Genomic DNA, 15,786 nt, shown 5'->3' on the forward strand with positions numbered 1-15,786 from the left:
AGACCGACCCACTCTCACCCCTCGATTCAGCTTAAAGCCCCACCACACCCCCGTCCGTCTTCGTGATCACGATCGTCGATGACCGCGGCCGGGATGGCGTCGCCACCGCACCCGCCTGGTTCGCAGGCCAACTGCTCGTGATGTTGGTCGGCCCGCCACCTTCGCCCGGATGCTGGATGTTCACGAACAGCGACCGCCCGTCCGGCGTCGAATAGATGCCGGTGATCTCGCACTCCTTCGGCCCGACCAGGAAGCGGCGCAGGGTCGCGCCCGGTGCCTTGCCGATCCGCGTCGTCACCGATCCGGTCGCCGCGCCGACGGTGTTGGTGACCGTCCGCGTGCCGCCGTCATTGACCTTGCCCGGCACCGAGGCGAGCAGCATGCAGTTGGTGACGTCGGTATACGCACCGTCGTCGGTCTCGATCCACATCACCGGCGCGATCGTTCCCGAGGCATTGCTCGGCAGGCCGAACCACAGGCCGTCCGGCGACGAGAAGTCGTTGGTCGCATCGAGGCCCGACAGGTTGATGTTGGTCGCATCCAGATCGGAACCCGCGCCGAACGCATAAATGTCCCAGGCGAACGTGGTCGCCTCGGACGTGTCGCCCGTCTCGCGCAGGCGGATGATGTGCCCGTTGGCGTTACCCGTCGTCTGCCCGCCCGTGGTCTTCGGATCGACATAAGCGCGCGGGTTCGCCGCGTCCGCCGACGCCACGGTGCGCGACGAGTTGTTGGTGAGCGTGCAATACATTTCGCCGGTAGCTGGGTTCACCGCGGTCCACTCCGGTCGATCCATCCGCGTAGCCCCCAGTGCATCCGCCGCCAGTCGCGTATTGATCAGCACATCCGCCTGGCTCGCGAACGAATAGGTGGCATTGGCCGAGGTGAGGGGCCCTTGGCCAAACACCAGCGGCAACCACTGACCGCTCCCGTCCGCCGAGAACTTCGCAACGTAAAGCGTTCCGGTATCGAGATACTTGTCGCCAATCGCCAACCGGTTGGCGGCCGTGGCATCCGCCGCCGACCAAGGCGTGGCCGACACGAACTTGTAGATATATTCGTTCTGCGCGTCGTCCCCCATGTAGAACGCCGGCTTCACGCCAGCGATCGTCCGGCCGATCTCGCAGCCCTCGTGGTTCATGCGGCCCAGCGCGGTCCGCTTGCGCGGCGTCGAGGCGGGATCGAACGGGTCGATCTCGACCACCCAGCCATATTGGAAGATCTCGTTGCGGAAATCGCCCGTGCCATCGGCAGGTGCGCCGGCCTGCGCCGTGATGTTCCAGCGCGCATAGGCGGTGCTGGTCGTGTCCGCCGGTCTGACCGTCGACCACCCGTAATTGCCGCCGGTGTTGCTCTCGCCCTTGCCATAGCGCGCCAGCGACGTGTTCGCCTTGACCCCGGCAGCGCCGGTCGCTGCACGCCGTGCGCCATCGCCGACCTCGCGGCGGAAATACCCGACCCAGTTCTCTTCGTTCGTCAGGTACGTGTTCCAAGGCATTGTACCGTTGGCACAATTGTTGATCGTGCCACGCCCGGCCGTCGCGTCCGGCGAATAACGCGTCTTGAGGCTGTCATTGCCGCGCACCGGGCCCGAAAAGCTCATCGGCGTCAGCGGCGTGATGCGCTGGTTGAACGACGAGGTCGGAACATAGGCCCAGTTCGCGGAGCGACTGACCTCGATCACCGATACGCCGTGGCACTCCATTTCCTTCAGCGCCTCGGCCTCGGGACGGACGCCGCCTGGATTGGTTGCACCGTTCGGATGCAGATAGGGCTGCGAGATATTCTCGTGGTTGAGTACCAGCAGCCCACGCGTGTTGCCGTTGGCATCGGGCGTTCCGCTCGCCGACAGCCCGAAATAGCTCATGCCGTCATGATGATCGCCTGCACGCTTCGAGAAATTCGTATCGGTGCCGTCGTTCGCATAGGCCGCGACGCCGCCCGCGATCGGATCGCCGAGCCGGTACAGCACCGTCACCGCATATCCGCTGGGAACCGCAACAATGTCCGCAAGACTCTTCGCAACCGCAGTGAACCCGAGTGAGGCCGCACCCACCGTCACGCTGGTCGTCGCGCTCACCGATCCGCTCGCCGACACGGCGGTGAACTGGAAGCTCAGCACCGTGCCCGCCGTGGCCCCCGGCACGACGAAGGTCGCGGTCGCTGTGGTCGCGCCGGCCAGCGTCACCGCCGGGCCCGCCGTCTGCGTCCAGCTCACGCTGTCGACCTGGCCGATCGCCGCGCCGGTCAGCGTCGCGACCCGCCCGGCGGACGAGCTGCCGCCCGCGGTCGCGGTCGCGGTGACCGGGCTGCTGCCGTTGCCGTCGTTGTCATCGTCGCACCCGGTGAGCAGCATCCCGCCGAACACCGCGGCGGCGGTTGCCGACATGCCGCCCATCAGCGTCTGGCGTCGCGAATACCGCGTATCGATCAGCTCGTTCAGATGCGGATTGGCGGTCGGATTGGTGTCGATATCGCCGTCGGTATAGGTGGTGTCGATGGTCATGCGTGGTCCCCCCGGGGATGGTTGCTCGGTACGATAGCGATGCGTGAGCGTTAGAATTTCGCGCCCAGCTCGACGCCGTAGAAGCGTGGCTCGCCTGCGATGTAGGTCGGGATCCCGAAGCCCCCGCCGGTGTTGCCCGCGTCGATCAGATAGCGCTTGTTGGTCGCGTTCCGGACGAAGCCGCCGACGCTGTACTTGCCTGCTGTGAATTCGAGCCCAGCCCGCAGGTTGACCAGCGTATAGCCCCTTTGGCTGACCGCTTCGGTGTTGGGCAGTTCGAAGAATACCTTCGACTTATAGGTGACGCTCGGCGTGGCGTAGAGCGTCGCCCCGCCGATAGGAGCACGCAGGATCGCGCCGGCCGATGCCGTGGTCTTGGGCTGGAGGCGGAACTGGTTGCCGGCATAGGGACCATTCGCCACGTCATCGCCGATACCGCCGTCGATATACGCAAATGTCCCGAATACCGACAGATACGATGCGAGCTTGAGGTTGCCTTCGAGCTCGACGCCGACGCTGTTCGCCGAGTCCGCGCTGCGCACCGTCGTGACGCCGTTGCTCGTCACCGAGAACTGGAAGCCGTCATAGGTCTGGTAGAATACCGAGGCGGTGCCGCTGAACGGTCCCATCTGGCCTTTGATGCCGCCTTCGTAGTTCCAGACTTTCTCTTCCGGAATGATCTGGAGATTGGGACCGACGCCGAAGGCGGTACGCTGCGCGGCGAGCTGGACGACCGGCGAGCGGCGGCCCTTGCTGATCGTTCCGTAGAGATTGACCGCGTCGCTGAGCTTCACCAGCGCATTGAAGCGCGGCAGGATCGCGGTGAAGCTCTTCTCTGCGACGAACTTGTTGCCGTTGGTATTCGCTGTGCCGAGCAGGCTGGTCTGGATGTTCAGCGATGCCAGGATCACCGAGTTCGGCTGGATCGACGAATAGCCCGACTGGCGATCCTCGATCAGAATCCGCGCACCCGCGGTCAGTTCGAGTGCGGGGACCGGGATATAGGTCGCGTCGGCGAACACCGAGTAGGTGTTGTTCCTGCCATAGTTCGTGAACTCCGCGGCATAAGGTATTGCGGTCGCACGCCCGCCGGTCAAGATCGACGTGGCGCGGGTGGCCGGGATAGTGCCATTGGCGGTGACGCAGCCGGTGCCGGTGGGAATGCCCGCCCCGTTCAATGCCGTACGGATCGGCTGATAGGCCGTTGCAACCGAGCAGGCGAGGTAAGTCCCCTCTTCGGTCGCGAACGGCACCCGCTGGAAGCCGTTCTCGAAGAATGCGTTCCAGCCGACCGAGGCGCGATATTTCGGCCCTTCGAACGCGAAGCGGCTCTCATGGCTCCACTGGTCGCCCTTGGCATCCTCGGCGAACTCCAGATAGGCGGCGGGGCCACCGTCCGCGTCGAAGATCTCAAGCGCGTCGAAGCGGCGATACCCGTTGACCGTGGTGAAGGTTATGCCCGGCGACAGATCCGCGGTGATCGTCAGGTTGGCGTCATAGACGTTGCGGTCGAGCCCGAGCTTGCGTGCGCCGAGAAACTCCGCGCTGTACGGCGAGCCCGACAGTTCGGCATAGCCATAGTCGCCGGTCTGGCCGCCGGTCGGGGCATGCGCGCGGCTCTTGAACGCGGTGCCGGGGTTGCGCTGGCCATCATAGGTCAGCACGAGGTCGGCGGTGACGCTGTCGCTCGGGCGATAGCGCAGCGATCCGCGGATACCGCGCTGGTCCTGGCCGTTCAGATCGTCCTGGTCCACGCCCCCCTGGTTCTGGTTCGGCACGTTCGCGTCGCCGGCGATGTTGCGGACATAGCCGTCGCGGTACTTGTAGGCGAACGCGATCCGCCCGGCGAGCACGTCGTTGCCGGCGTTGAGGAAGCCCGAGACCTGCGTCCGGTTAAAATTGCCGTACGAGCCGTTGATCGCACCCGACACGCCGGGCTGCGGCTTGGCCGAGATGACGCTGATCGCGCCGACCGCGGCGGCGGTGCCGAACAGCGTCGCCTGCGGGCCCTTCACGACTTCGATCCGTTCGAGGTCGTACAGATCCTGATACGCGCCGCGCGACCGGCTGATGTCGATGCCGTTGTAATACAGCGTGACGCGCGCGCCCTGTTGCGACGAGCCATTGTCCGAGGTGATGCCGCGGATGACGAAGCCCGGGTTGTTCGCGCTCTGCTCCTGGATCTGCAGGCCGGGGATATAGGCGGCGACCTCGGTCAGCGAATTGACGCCGATCGCGGCCATCCTGGCGCCGGTGACCGCGGTCACGGTGACGGGAACATCCGCGATCCGCTGTTCGCGCTTCTGCGCGGTGACGACGATCTCGTCGTTCGGCGTGCCGGCCTGGACGTCGGCTTGGGTCGACGCCTGCGCGAGTGCGGCGGTCGAGCAGGTCGTTGCGAGCGTCGCAAGTGCGAGCCCCGTGAAGATGCGTGTCATGAAGTCCCCCGTGTCGTTGCGGAGGCACTACGGGCGACACGTGACGTTTCGACGTCGTGATGATGAAACGAAGATGACGGTTCCGTAACGACGGTGTCACATCGTTGCCACCGCGCTGTCTTGGATCGTCGCTAGCAGCCGGACGACACCGCTACGAAAGCCTCAGCCGATGACGATCAACCGCCGCGACGCCCTGAAGAACGCCCTGAAACTCGCCGGATCGGGCGCGACGCTGGCGCTGCCCGCGGTCGCAACGCAGGCCGCGGATGCGGTCAAGAGCCGCTTCGATCACGGCGTCGCGAGCGGCGATCCCGCGGTCGACGGCGCGATCCTGTGGACCCGCGCGACGCCCGCCGACGCCACACAGGCCGGCGATATCGCGCTCACTTGGCATGTCGCCGAGACGGAGGGCGGCAAGCCTCTCCGTTCGGGCAGCGTCAAGGCCCGCGCGGCACGCGACTTCACCGCCAAGGTCGAGGCGACCGGGCTCCAGCCGGGCCGCGAATATCGCTACTGGTTCGACGCCGCGGACGGCACGCGCTCGCCGGTCGGCCGGTTCCGCACGCTGCCCAAGGGCAAGATCGCCGACGTCGTCATGGCGGTAGTCTCGTGCCAGCTCTACGCGGGCGGACTGTTCAACGCCTATGACGCGATCGCCAAGCTCGACCGGCTCGACGCGGTGCTGCATCTCGGCGATTACATCTACGAATACGGCGTCGACGGCTATGGCGCGGACATCGCGAAGAAGATCGGCCGCCTCGTCGAGCCGCTCCACGAGATCGTCAGCCTCGCCGACTACCGCATGCGCCACGCGCAGGTGAAGCGCGACGCCGACATGCAGGCGGCGCACGCCCGCGCCGCGTTCATCTGCGTCTGGGACGATCACGAGGTCGCCAACGACGACTGGATGCACGGCGCCGAAAACCATGATCCCAAGACCGAAGGCGACTGGGATGCGCGAAAGGCCGCCGCGATGCAGGCCTATTTCGAATGGATGCCGATCCGCGATCCCAAGCCCGGCCAGCCCTGGGCGGCGATCAACCGCAGCTTCGATTTCGGCGATCTCGCGACGTTGGTGATGGTCGAGACGCGGCTGCTCGCACGCAGTCATCAAGTCGTGTCGAAGGGCGAGAAAATCACGCCCGCCGAATATGCGGCGATGCTGGCGGAGCGCGCGCGGACGGACCGCGAACTGCTCGGCCCGGCGCAGCTCGCCTGGGTCGAGAAGACGATGGCGACATCGGTCGCGGCGGGCAAGCCGTGGCAGGTGCTCGGCAACCAAGTGGTGATGGCCAAGGTCGCCGGCCCCGACATGGAGCGGCAGCTCGGCCCGGTGAAATTCGCCGAGACGATGGCGAAGCTACCGGCGATGTGGCGCGAGCGACTGACGGCGAGCATCGCCTCGTACCGCGCCGGCTTGCCGTTCGGGTTCGACAGCTGGGACGGCTATCCGCCCGCCCGCGAACGTCTGTATGCGGCGTTCCAACGCGCCAAGTCGCGGCCGATCGTGCTGTCCGGCGACAGCCATGCGGCCTGGGCGAACGACCTGCACGATGCGTCGGGGAAGCTGGTCGCGGCGGAGTTCGGCTGCACCGCGATCACCAGCCCGTCCTATGGTTCGTTGCTGCCCGGCATCGGCAGCCTGATCGCCGATGCCAACAAGGGCGAAGTCCGCTTCTGCGACCAGGACGGCAAGGGCTTCACGCTGCTGACGCTGACGCCCGAACACGCGACCGCGGACTCGATCACGGTCTCGACGGTGATGACCAAGCCCTACACCCAGGCCACCGCAGCGCGCTTCCGCACGCACGCCGATCATCCGGATCAGCCGCTCGAAAAGATCGCCTGAGCCTCAGGTCCGTTCGGAGGCGTCGGTCGACGCAGCCGAACGGATCCGCTCCGCCTCGGGTTGGCGGGTGGCGTTCGATCGACGCCGACGCCAATACCGGATCGTGGTCATCACCAGCGCGACGAGCGCGATGATCGCGACGATGGCGAGCAGCTTGTGCCGCGGCATTACCGCATCGATCGCCTCGATCAGGCTATGGCCGAACAAATAGCCGATGCCGGTGAACAACACGCCCCACACCGCCGCGGAGATCGCGTTGAGCACGACGAAGGTCCGCGCGGGCACGTGCGACGTGCCGATCGCGATCGGGCTGATGGTGCGCAATCCGTACAGAAAGCGGAAGCTGAGGATAAAGACCGTGGGGTGCCGGTCGAGCGTATCCAGCGCCTTGGCGAAGGCCGGTTTCGCCGCGATCCTGCGAACCCGCGCGGTGTCGCGGTAGCGCCGGCCCGCGAAGAAGAAGAGCTGGTCCGCGGCGAACGATCCGACCACGGCCGCCAGCGCGGTGCCGCCCAGCGACAACAGGCCCTCGTGCGCGAGCAGCCCGCCGGTCACGACCGAGGTTTCGCCCTCGAGCCCCGCTCCGACGAAGATCGCGGCAAGACCATATTGGGCGATGAGCGTTTCGATCGACATCCACCGCCCTTGCCGCAGCGCGTCAAACTTCGCCAGTCTTGTAAAAGTGCAAGCGCCGGCGGCCAACCTAGTCGCGCGACTCCGGCCGGTCGGGCAAGAACGCCGCGAGCCGATCCCAAGACGGTTGCTTCGCCGCCAGCCCGACCGTGTGAAGCGGACTGCTCGACGGCAACGCGACGATCGCCGGACCAGCCGAGCCCGCACGCCCGACATCCCGCCCGAGCAGTTTCAGCCCCTGCTTCAACGCGGTACCACCATTGAACGCGATCGCGCGCAGCCGGGGCAGTCGCCCGGCCAGCCCGGCAATGTCGTTCCCCGCGATATCGACGATTGCCGCATCGCTGCTGCCCGCCCGGCGCGCGGAGCCCACTACGTCCCACAATGCGACCCCGCTCGTCCGCAACGCCGCGAGCCGATCGTCATAGGCGAGCGCGACGAGATCATGGCCGACGACCGGCGACATCAGCCGCCAGAACTGGTTCTGCGGATGCGCGTAATAGCGTTGCGCGGCGAGCGAGCGGTTGCCCGGCAGGCTCCCCAGGACCAGCACGCGCGCATCATCGTCGGCGACCGGTGGAAACGAGTGCTTGAGCGGCATGGGGTCCCCGATCGTGACGATAGCGCGCTGTGTCACGGTTCACCGCACCGCCGCAAGGTCGCCGACGAAGCCTTCATCCGCAAGGCTATGCGATGGGTGGCTTATCCCCTAAGACGCAGATAACAAATCGTATCCCGCGGGGTGCGCTCGATCGACGGGAGGACGGCCGCGTTGGCAAAAGACGGACAATTGCCGGCGCTCGCCCGGACTGGAATCGCGGGTCTCGACAATATCCTCAACGGCGGACTGACGCCGGACCGGATGTATCTGATCGAAGGCACGCCGGGCACCGGCAAGACCACGCTCGGGCTCGGCTTTCTGCTGGCCGGTGCGGCGGTCGGCGAGGCTGGGCTGTACATCACGCTCGCGGAGACCGAGGTCGAGCTGCGCGCGGTGGCGGAGACGCATGGCTGGTCGCTGGATTCGCTCAGCCTGTTCGAGATGGTTCCCGCCGACGGCTTTGGCGAGGATCACGAACAGACGCTGCTCCACCCGAGCGAGGTCGAACTCGGCGAGACAATTCGCTCGGTGATGGCCAAGGTCGACGAGCTTCGGCCCAAGCGCGTTGTCATCGACAGCCTGTCCGAACTCCGCCTGCTCGCGCAGAGCCCGATCCGCTATCGTCGCCAAATCCTCGCGCTCAAGCACTTCTTCTCGACGCGCGCCTGCACCGTGCTGTTCCTCGACGACAAGAGCGGCTCGGGCAGCGATCTCCAGTTGCACAGCATCGCCCACGGCGTCGTGTCGCTTGAACAGACCTTGTCGGGGTTCGGTGCGCAGCGGCGTCGAATGCATGTCGTCAAGATGCGCGGCGTGCGATATCGCGGCGGCTACCATGATTTCGAGATCGAGCGCGGCGGGTTGCGGGTCTATCCTCGCCTCATCGCGTCCGAACACGTCATGAAATATTCGGACGACGCAGTCTCGACCGGGTCGGTCGAACTCGACACGTTGCTCGGCGGCGGCCTGATCCCCGGTACCGCGACGTTGCTGACCGGCCCGGCCGGCGTGGGCAAGACGACGGCATCGGTCCAGTCGATGCTCGCGGCCCTAAAGCGCGGCGAGCGCGCGGCCTATTTCCTGTTCGACGAACGTCTGCCTACGCTGCTGAAGCGGAGCGCGTCGCTGGGCATGGATCTCATGCCGTACGTCGACAACGGACAGCTCGAACTGCGCGCGATCGATCCCGCCGAGATGTCGCCGGGGGAATTCTCGGGCGCGGTACGTGCCGCGGTCGAGGACCATGGTGCCAAGGTCGTCGTGATCGACAGCCTCAACGCCTACCTCCAGGCGATGCCCAACGAGCAGTTCCTGATCCTGCAGATGCACGAGATGCTAACGTACCTTGGCCAGAAGGGTATCGTCAGCCTGCTGATCCTTGGCCTGCACGGCATTACCGGCGACGTCCGGTCCGATGTCGACCTGAGCTATCTGTCGGATACCATCGTCCAGCTCCGCTATTTCGAGGCGCATGGCGAGGTGCGACAGGCGATTTCGGTGATCAAGACGCGCACCGCACGGCACGAACGGACGATCCGGGAGTTTCAGATCGGTAGCAACGGATTGCTGGTCGGCGAGCCCCTTCGCGAATTCCAGGGCGTATTGACCGGCGTCCCGACATTCTCCGGCGAAGGAAAGACGTTGATGGCCAGCCGGATGGGAATACGGGACATTCGCGGCTGACATGGACGACCGCGTCCTGATCCTGGCACCGCGCGGGCGCGATTCGGCGATCGCGGCGGATCTGCTCGGCAGGAACGACATCGTCGCATTCGTCTGCCACGACCAGGCGGAGTTGCTCGTCGAACTCACCAAGGGCGCCGCAGCAGTGATGCTCACCGAAGAAGCGCTGGTGACCGAAGAGGTCGCGCCGCTGGCCGAATGGGTCTCGGCGCAACCCAATTGGGCGGATATCCAGTTCGTGGTGCTGGCGAACGGGACACGGACGCCGCGCACCGCGCGTGCCACCCAGCGGCTCGCCGATCTTGGGAACGTCCTGCTGCTCGAACGGCCGCTGCACGCTGAGGCGATGCTGGGCGCGATCCGGTCGGCGCTAACGGCACGGCGACGGCAGTACGAGTTGCGCGACGTGGCCGTGACGCTCGAACGGGCCGTGCTGGATCGGACAAGCGAACTACGGACCGCACGCGAAAGCCTGGAGATCGCGCTCGAGGCCGCTGGCATGGGCAGTTGGGACATCGACCTGACGACCGGCGAGTCCCGGCGAACGCTGCGGCACGATGCCATTTACGGGTATCCCGAGGGCAAGGCGGACTGGAACCTGGGAACGTTCCTCAGTCATATTGACGTCAAGCAACGCGGCATCGTCACGCGCGCGATGACCGAAGCCACGAAAACCGGCGTAATCGACGTCGAATACCGCATCGACGCGGCCGACGGCCACTCGCGGTGGCTCGTCGCCAAGGGGCGCGTGCAATATGACGATGCCGGCAAGGCGGCGCGGATGACCGGCGTGGTCTCCGACGTCACCGATCGCAAGGAAGCCGATGCGCAACTGGCGCAGGCACAGAAGATGGACGCGATCGGCCAGCTGACCGGCGGCGTCGCGCATGATTTCAACAATTTGCTGACGCCGATCGTCGGCAGCCTCGATCTGTTGCGGCGGCGTCACAAGGATGACGAACGCACGCAGCGGATGATCGGTGGTGCGTTGCAGGCGGCGGAGCGCGCGGCGACATTGACACAGCGGCTGCTTGCGTTCGCGCGGCGGCAGGCCTTGCAACCGCGCGCGGTCGATATCGGTGCGCTGATCGACGGACTCGTCGATCTGATGCGGCGATCGCTCGGGCCATCGATCGCGGTGACGATCGAAATCCCGCGACATTTGTCGTCGGCGCGCGTCGATCCCAACCAGCTCGAACTCGCCCTGCTCAATCTGGCGATCAACGCGCGCGATGCGATGCCGGGCGGCGGCAAGCTGACGTTGACGGTCAGCGAGGTCGTCGTCGACGAGCGCAACGTCGTCGGCCTCGCACCCGACCGCTACGTCCGGATTGCAGCGATCGACACTGGCGTCGGCATGGACCGCGCGACGCTGGCCCGCGCCACCGAGCCGTTCTTCTCCACCAAGGGCGTCGGCAAGGGCACCGGGCTCGGCCTGTCGATGGTCCACGGCCTCGCTGCGCAATCGGGGGGCACGCTCCGCCTGACCAGCGAACCCGGTTCGGGCACGACGGTCGAACTGTGGCTGCCGGCCACCGATGAAGTCGCGACCGATACCGTCGAGAACACCGCCGAGCCCGTCGTTGCGCGGCGTGCCGCCAAGGTGCTGCTGGTCGACGACGAGGATCTCGTGCGCGCGGCGACGGCCGACATGCTGCGCGATATCGGCTATGTCGTGGTCGAGGTGTCGTCCGCCAGCCAGGCCATGTCGGCGATCCGCTCAGGGGTCGACGCGGACGTACTGGTCACCGACTATCTGATGCCCGGGATGACCGGCGGACAACTCATCACCGAACTATGGTCGTCGGGCAATCGTATCCCGGCGCTGCTCGTCACCGGCTATGCGGCGGCGGGGGAGGATGTGCCAGAGGGCGTCATCCGTCTGTCGAAGCCGTTCCGCCAGACCGATCTTGCCGCGCGGGTCGACGACCTGCTGCGCCAGTCGCCACCCGGTCGCCCGAAGCTACGCGTGGTCGAGTGATATCGGACCGGGCAAACGGCGCCCGGTACGATCTCGCGTCAAGGATCAGAACCCCTTCTTCAGCGACACGAAGAACTGCCGCGGCGCGCCGGCGAGCAGCGTCTGGTTGTCACCGCTCGCGGTGAAGCCGTTCGAGCCGATCGTCGCGATATACTTCTTGTCGGTCAGGTTGGTCACGCTGCCCTCGATCGCGACGCCGTGCAGCGGGCCATCGCCCTCGAACCGATAGCCGATGCTCGCGTCGACCAGCACCCGGCCAGGTACCGACTGGTCGTTGAGATAGGTGAAGTAGCGCTTGCTCATGTAATCCGCGCCGATCCGTCCGGTGAAACCCGACTGTTCCAGCACGATCTCGCCTTTGATCATGTGCTTGGGCGTATCGACGACGGTATCGCCCTTGCGGACCTGGACCGAGCCAGAGGCGTCGGTGACCGTGTCCTGATATTCCGCGTTGGTGTAGGAATAGCTGGCGAACAGCGAGAGCGGGCGAAAGATGCGGTAATTGGCGGAGACCTCGGCGCCATACGTGCGCACGCTGCCCGCGTTGTTGAGCGTCGGGGCGTTGCCGAGGATGCCGACGCCGTTGGCAAACGCGAGCAGGCGGTTCGAGAAGTCGACATAATAGCCGACTGCCGAGGCCTGGAACGGTCCGCTGTGGAGGCGGACGCCGCCCTCAGCCGTCTTCGAGCGCTCGGGCTTGAGACGCCCGCGGACGTCATTGAAGCCTGCCTGCGTCGCCGCGAACGGTCCGGTCGTCGCCGACGAGACGAACGCCCGCATGTTCTCGGTATAATCCGCGAAGATCTCCGCCGCCGGGGTCAACTTGAACAGGATTCCGGCCTGTGGCTGGAACCAGTCCTTCGCCGAGATACGGCCGACCGCCAACGGAGAGGTCGTATCGGGCAGCATCGTCGCATTGTTGACGACATAGGCGCCCTTCCACCCGGCGTTGACGATCAGCCGGTCGCCCGCGAGCTTCAGCGTATCCTCGACATGATACTGCATCGTGTCGGTGCCGTATTTGCCGTCCCACTGCGTCGCATAGGGGTTCTTCTGGAACTCGAGCACGTCGCGGTTCGGCGTCGCGCTGTCGGTCATCCCGTAGAAGCGCCGCGCCTGCGTGAAGGTGTTGGTCTCGAGCCAGCCGCCGACCTCGACGGTGTTCGCACCCGTTTCATAGGCAATGTTGCTAAGCGCCCCGCCGCGCTTGATGCTGTACTCGGTCGTCCGGAAGCCGAGTGCGCTCGGCGCGGTGATCACGCTGCCGTCCTGGTTCAGCGTGCCCGCAGCAGTAGGCGAATAGGGCGTGATCCACGATCCTTGCCCCTTGTTGTCGTGATAATAGCCGGTCGTGACCATCGTCAGTTCGGGCGTTAGGTTCGCGTTGAGCGTCACGCCGCCAAGGTAATCCCGCCGCACGCCGCCGGCATCGAAATAGGCGTCGTCGACCGTACCGAACCCGCTTGGGAAGGTCGTGCCGACCCCCGCCCACGGTGCGACAAAGCCGACCGACGAACCGTTGTTCGCCTTGGTATAGCTCGCGAGCGCCGCCTGGTTCTGGTAGGTTTTCCCGATCTGCAGCGCGAGCGGGTAGTTGCCCGCGATGTTATCGTTGCGCAGGCCACGGCGGCGGATGATGTCGTAGCTCAGATCCTGGTAATCCTGCTCCCGACGATCGGAAAAGTTCAGGAACGCCGACAGGCTGCCGAATGCGCCGAGATCCTTGACGATCTTGCCGTTCGCCTGATGCTGGCGCTGGACGCCGTCGCCCTTCCACTTGTCGGTGGTGAGGTAGCCATAGCTCAGATACCCCTTCAATCCGCCGCCCAGGTCTCCGCTGTCGATCCGGGCGAAGCCGCGATAGGTGTTGTCCGAACCGTACGTGCCACCGCCGGTGACGTTGGCGGTATCGCGCGGCTTGTCGCTGAAGAACTGGATCGTGCCGCCGAGGTTGCTGGTCGAGGCGGTGCCGAGCGCGCCGGCGCCCTGCGCGACTTCGGTGCGCGCGACGTTCTCCGAGATGATCGCGCGGCTGATGTGCAGGCCGTTGACGTTGCCATAGCTCATGTCGCCGAGCGGCACGCCGTCGAGCGTGAAGCCGAGCTGGTTCTGGTTGAACCCGCGCAAGGAGATACGGACCGCCCATTCATACGCGCCGAACGGGTCGGAGGCCTGGAAATTGACACCGGGAAGCTTTTGGGTCGCCTTCAACGGGCTCGATCCCGGGGTAAGGCGGGCAAGATCGACCGCGCTGACGCTCTGTACCTGGCGGCTCTGGCCGAAGCCGAGCACGACGATGTCGGCGGGCGCCTCGGGTGCGGGATCGGCCTGGACCTCTGCCGGCGTGGCTACCGGAGTTGCCGGCGCGGACTCCGGCGGGTTCTGGGCAAAAGCGGCGGGCGTGGCGAACGCGGCAAGTGCAACGCCGGCGAGAAGCGACGATATGGTCTGCATGGGATTCCCTGATACGCGGTGACGCTCAGCGGCCCATTGCCGATCCGCATGACGCGTCGGCGACAGATCCAAGACGATTGCGAGACGATCGAAGAAATTGTTACGGCAGCGACCCAAAGTCCTTCTCCCACCGGAGTTAGGGAAGGGGCCCCGGCTACTTGGCCGTGCGAAGGGTGAGGGCACGCGCGGCGATCGCGCACAAAATCATCCCCGCATCATCCGCGCGATCGTCTTCGCCGCAGCAGCCCCATAAGGCGGCTTCAACCCGGCAAGCTTGGCGACGTCGAGCTTCGATTGCTTGAACACGGCGCGCGCATGGCTGAACGTCCGGAACCCGTCGATCCCATGATACGCGCCCATGCCCGAAGGTCCGCTGCCACCAAAGGGGAGATCCTCCATCGAGACGTGGAAGACCACGTCGTCGAGCGTCACCCCGCCCGAGATCGTCCGGTCGAGCACGCGGCGCCGCTCCGCCTCGTCGCTACCGAAATAATACAGCCCGAGCGGTCGGTCGCGGCGGTTCACTTGCGCGATCGCGTCGTCGATGCCGTCGTAGCGGCGGATCGGCAGGACAGGGCCGAAGATCTCCTCCTGCATCACGATCATGTCGTCGGTCGCGTCGCGGACGATGTGCAGCGGCATCTTGCGCGAATTGGCGCTCGCGAAATCCTCGTTGGCGGGGTTCACGACCTCGACCGTCGCGCCCTTCGCGCGCGCGTCGGCGATCCAGTCGGTGAGGCGCTGGTGATGGCGATCGTTGATCACCGACGTATAGTCCGCGTTGGCGAGCAGCGTCGGGTACATCGCGCTCGCCGCCGCCTTGATGCCATCGACGACCTTGGCCTCGTCCGCCGAGGGGACGAGCATGTAGTCGGGCGCGAGGCAGATCTGGCCGGCGTTCATCATTTTGCCGAGCGTGACGCGTTCGGTCGAGCGCGCGATATCCGCCGAGGCGCCGAGGATGACCGGCGACTTGCCGCCGAGTTCGAGCGTGACGGGAGTCAGATTGTCGGCGGCGGCGTGGAGGATGTGGCGGCCGATCGCGGTCGCGCCGGTGAAGATCAGATGGTCGAACGGCAATGCGGAGAACGCCTTGCCGACCTCCGCATCGCCAGAGACGATCGCGAGTTCGTCCTGCGCGAAATAGCGGGCGGCGAGTTCCTCAAACAGCGCAGCGGTGGCGGGCGTGTATTCGCTCGTCTTCGCCATCGCGCGGTTGCCCGCGGCGAAAACGCCCGCAAGCGGCGCGATCAGCAGGTTCACGGGGAAATTCCACGGCGCGATAATGCCGATCACGCCCTTAGGCTGATACTCGACCCAAGCCTTCGCGCCGAGCAGCCCGAGCGGGAACTGCACCGGGCGGCGGTCCCGCTGCATCCAACGGTCGAGATGCTTGGCGGCATGCGCGATCGGCGCGAGCGACGCGCCGATATCGGTCATCATCGTCTGCTCGCGGCTGCGATGCCCGAAATCCTCCGACACCGCGTCGCAGAACCGCGCCGCGTTATCCCGCACCATCGCCGCGGCGCGCTTGAGGCGGTCGAGACGCACGGCCTTGGTGACGGGCATCTCCGCCATGAACGCGTCACGCTGGGCGGTCAGTATGGCGTGCATGTCGGTCATTAGGACATCCTAGAGCTG

Annotated in this window: 9 protein-coding genes; 3 read left to right on the forward strand and 6 right to left on the reverse strand. The window is 65.9% G+C overall.

The genetic code is table 11. The annotated features are described in order from the left end of the window. Nucleotides 1–31: 31 nt before the first annotated feature. Together H8S47_RS15850 and H8S47_RS15855 are read right to left on the reverse strand one after the other, a co-directional pair. Entirely contained in the window at nucleotides 32–2,506 is a 2,475-nt protein-coding gene (locus H8S47_RS15850) for a PhoX family protein (protein ID WP_187504755.1), read from the reverse strand. A gap of 50 nt (nucleotides 2,507–2,556) precedes the next feature. Beyond that, the gene (locus H8S47_RS15855) at nucleotides 2,557–4,944 is read right to left on the reverse strand and encodes a TonB-dependent receptor (protein WP_187504756.1); all 2,388 of its coding nucleotides are present in this window, start codon (nucleotides 4,942–4,944) and stop codon (nucleotides 2,557–2,559) included. A gap of 169 nt (nucleotides 4,945–5,113) precedes the next feature. Between H8S47_RS15855 and H8S47_RS15860 the strand changes: the two genes are divergently transcribed. Continuing rightward, on the forward strand, nucleotides 5,114–6,793 hold the full coding sequence (locus H8S47_RS15860) for an alkaline phosphatase D family protein (protein ID WP_187504757.1): 1,680 nt from the start codon (nucleotides 5,114–5,116) through the stop codon (nucleotides 6,791–6,793). A gap of 3 nt (nucleotides 6,794–6,796) precedes the next feature. Here H8S47_RS15860 and H8S47_RS15865 read toward each other — a convergent pair whose 3' ends face one another. Beyond that, a complete protein-coding gene (locus H8S47_RS15865; protein ID WP_187504758.1) occupies nucleotides 6,797–7,429 on the reverse strand; it encodes a DedA family protein in 633 nt (210 codons plus the stop codon). A 67-nt stretch (nucleotides 7,430–7,496) separates the two neighbouring features. Then, complete coding sequence (locus H8S47_RS15870; protein ID WP_187504759.1) at nucleotides 7,497–8,027, reverse strand: DNA-deoxyinosine glycosylase; 531 nt, start codon at nucleotides 8,025–8,027, stop codon at nucleotides 7,497–7,499. A gap of 171 nt (nucleotides 8,028–8,198) precedes the next feature. On the opposite strand from H8S47_RS15870, the gene H8S47_RS15875 reads away from it, so the two are divergent. Both H8S47_RS15875 and H8S47_RS15880 read left to right on the forward strand, forming a co-directional pair. After that, entirely contained in the window at nucleotides 8,199–9,710 is a 1,512-nt protein-coding gene (locus H8S47_RS15875) for an ATPase domain-containing protein (protein ID WP_187504760.1), read from the forward strand. A gap of 1 nt (nucleotide 9,711) precedes the next feature. Then, a complete protein-coding gene (locus tag H8S47_RS15880; RefSeq protein WP_187504761.1) occupies nucleotides 9,712–11,691 on the forward strand; it encodes a PAS domain-containing hybrid sensor histidine kinase/response regulator in 1,980 nt (659 codons plus the stop codon). Nucleotides 11,692–11,736: 45 nt separating this feature from the next. Here H8S47_RS15880 and H8S47_RS15885 read toward each other — a convergent pair whose 3' ends face one another. Further along, complete coding sequence (locus H8S47_RS15885; protein ID WP_187504762.1) at nucleotides 11,737–14,145, reverse strand: TonB-dependent receptor; 2,409 nt, start codon at nucleotides 14,143–14,145, stop codon at nucleotides 11,737–11,739. Between the two features lie 204 nt (nucleotides 14,146–14,349). Then, complete coding sequence (locus tag H8S47_RS15890; RefSeq protein WP_398457702.1) at nucleotides 14,350–15,759, reverse strand: coniferyl aldehyde dehydrogenase; 1,410 nt, start codon at nucleotides 15,757–15,759, stop codon at nucleotides 14,350–14,352. Nucleotides 15,760–15,786: the final 27 nt, after the last annotated feature.

The organism is Sphingomonas albertensis (assembly GCF_014358075.1).
GTDB lineage: Bacteria > Pseudomonadota > Alphaproteobacteria > Sphingomonadales > Sphingomonadaceae > Sphingomonas > Sphingomonas albertensis.

Coding starts and splice junctions, on each gene's coding strand:
- H8S47_RS15850 (WP_187504755.1), bottom strand. CDS start 2,506: ATGACCATCGACACCACCTATACCGACGGCGATATCGACACCAATCCG.
- H8S47_RS15855 (WP_187504756.1), bottom strand. CDS start 4,944: ATGACACGCATCTTCACGGGGCTCGCACTTGCGACGCTCGCAACGACC.
- H8S47_RS15860 (WP_187504757.1), top strand. CDS start 5,114: ATGACGATCAACCGCCGCGACGCCCTGAAGAACGCCCTGAAACTCGCC.
- H8S47_RS15865 (WP_187504758.1), bottom strand. CDS start 7,429: ATGTCGATCGAAACGCTCATCGCCCAATATGGTCTTGCCGCGATCTTC.
- H8S47_RS15870 (WP_187504759.1), bottom strand. CDS start 8,027: ATGCCGCTCAAGCACTCGTTTCCACCGGTCGCCGACGATGATGCGCGC.
- H8S47_RS15880 (WP_187504761.1), top strand. CDS start 9,712: ATGGACGACCGCGTCCTGATCCTGGCACCGCGCGGGCGCGATTCGGCG.
- H8S47_RS15885 (WP_187504762.1), bottom strand. CDS start 14,145: ATGCAGACCATATCGTCGCTTCTCGCCGGCGTTGCACTTGCCGCGTTC.
- H8S47_RS15890 (WP_398457702.1), bottom strand. CDS start 15,759: ATGCACGCCATACTGACCGCCCAGCGTGACGCGTTCATGGCGGAGATG.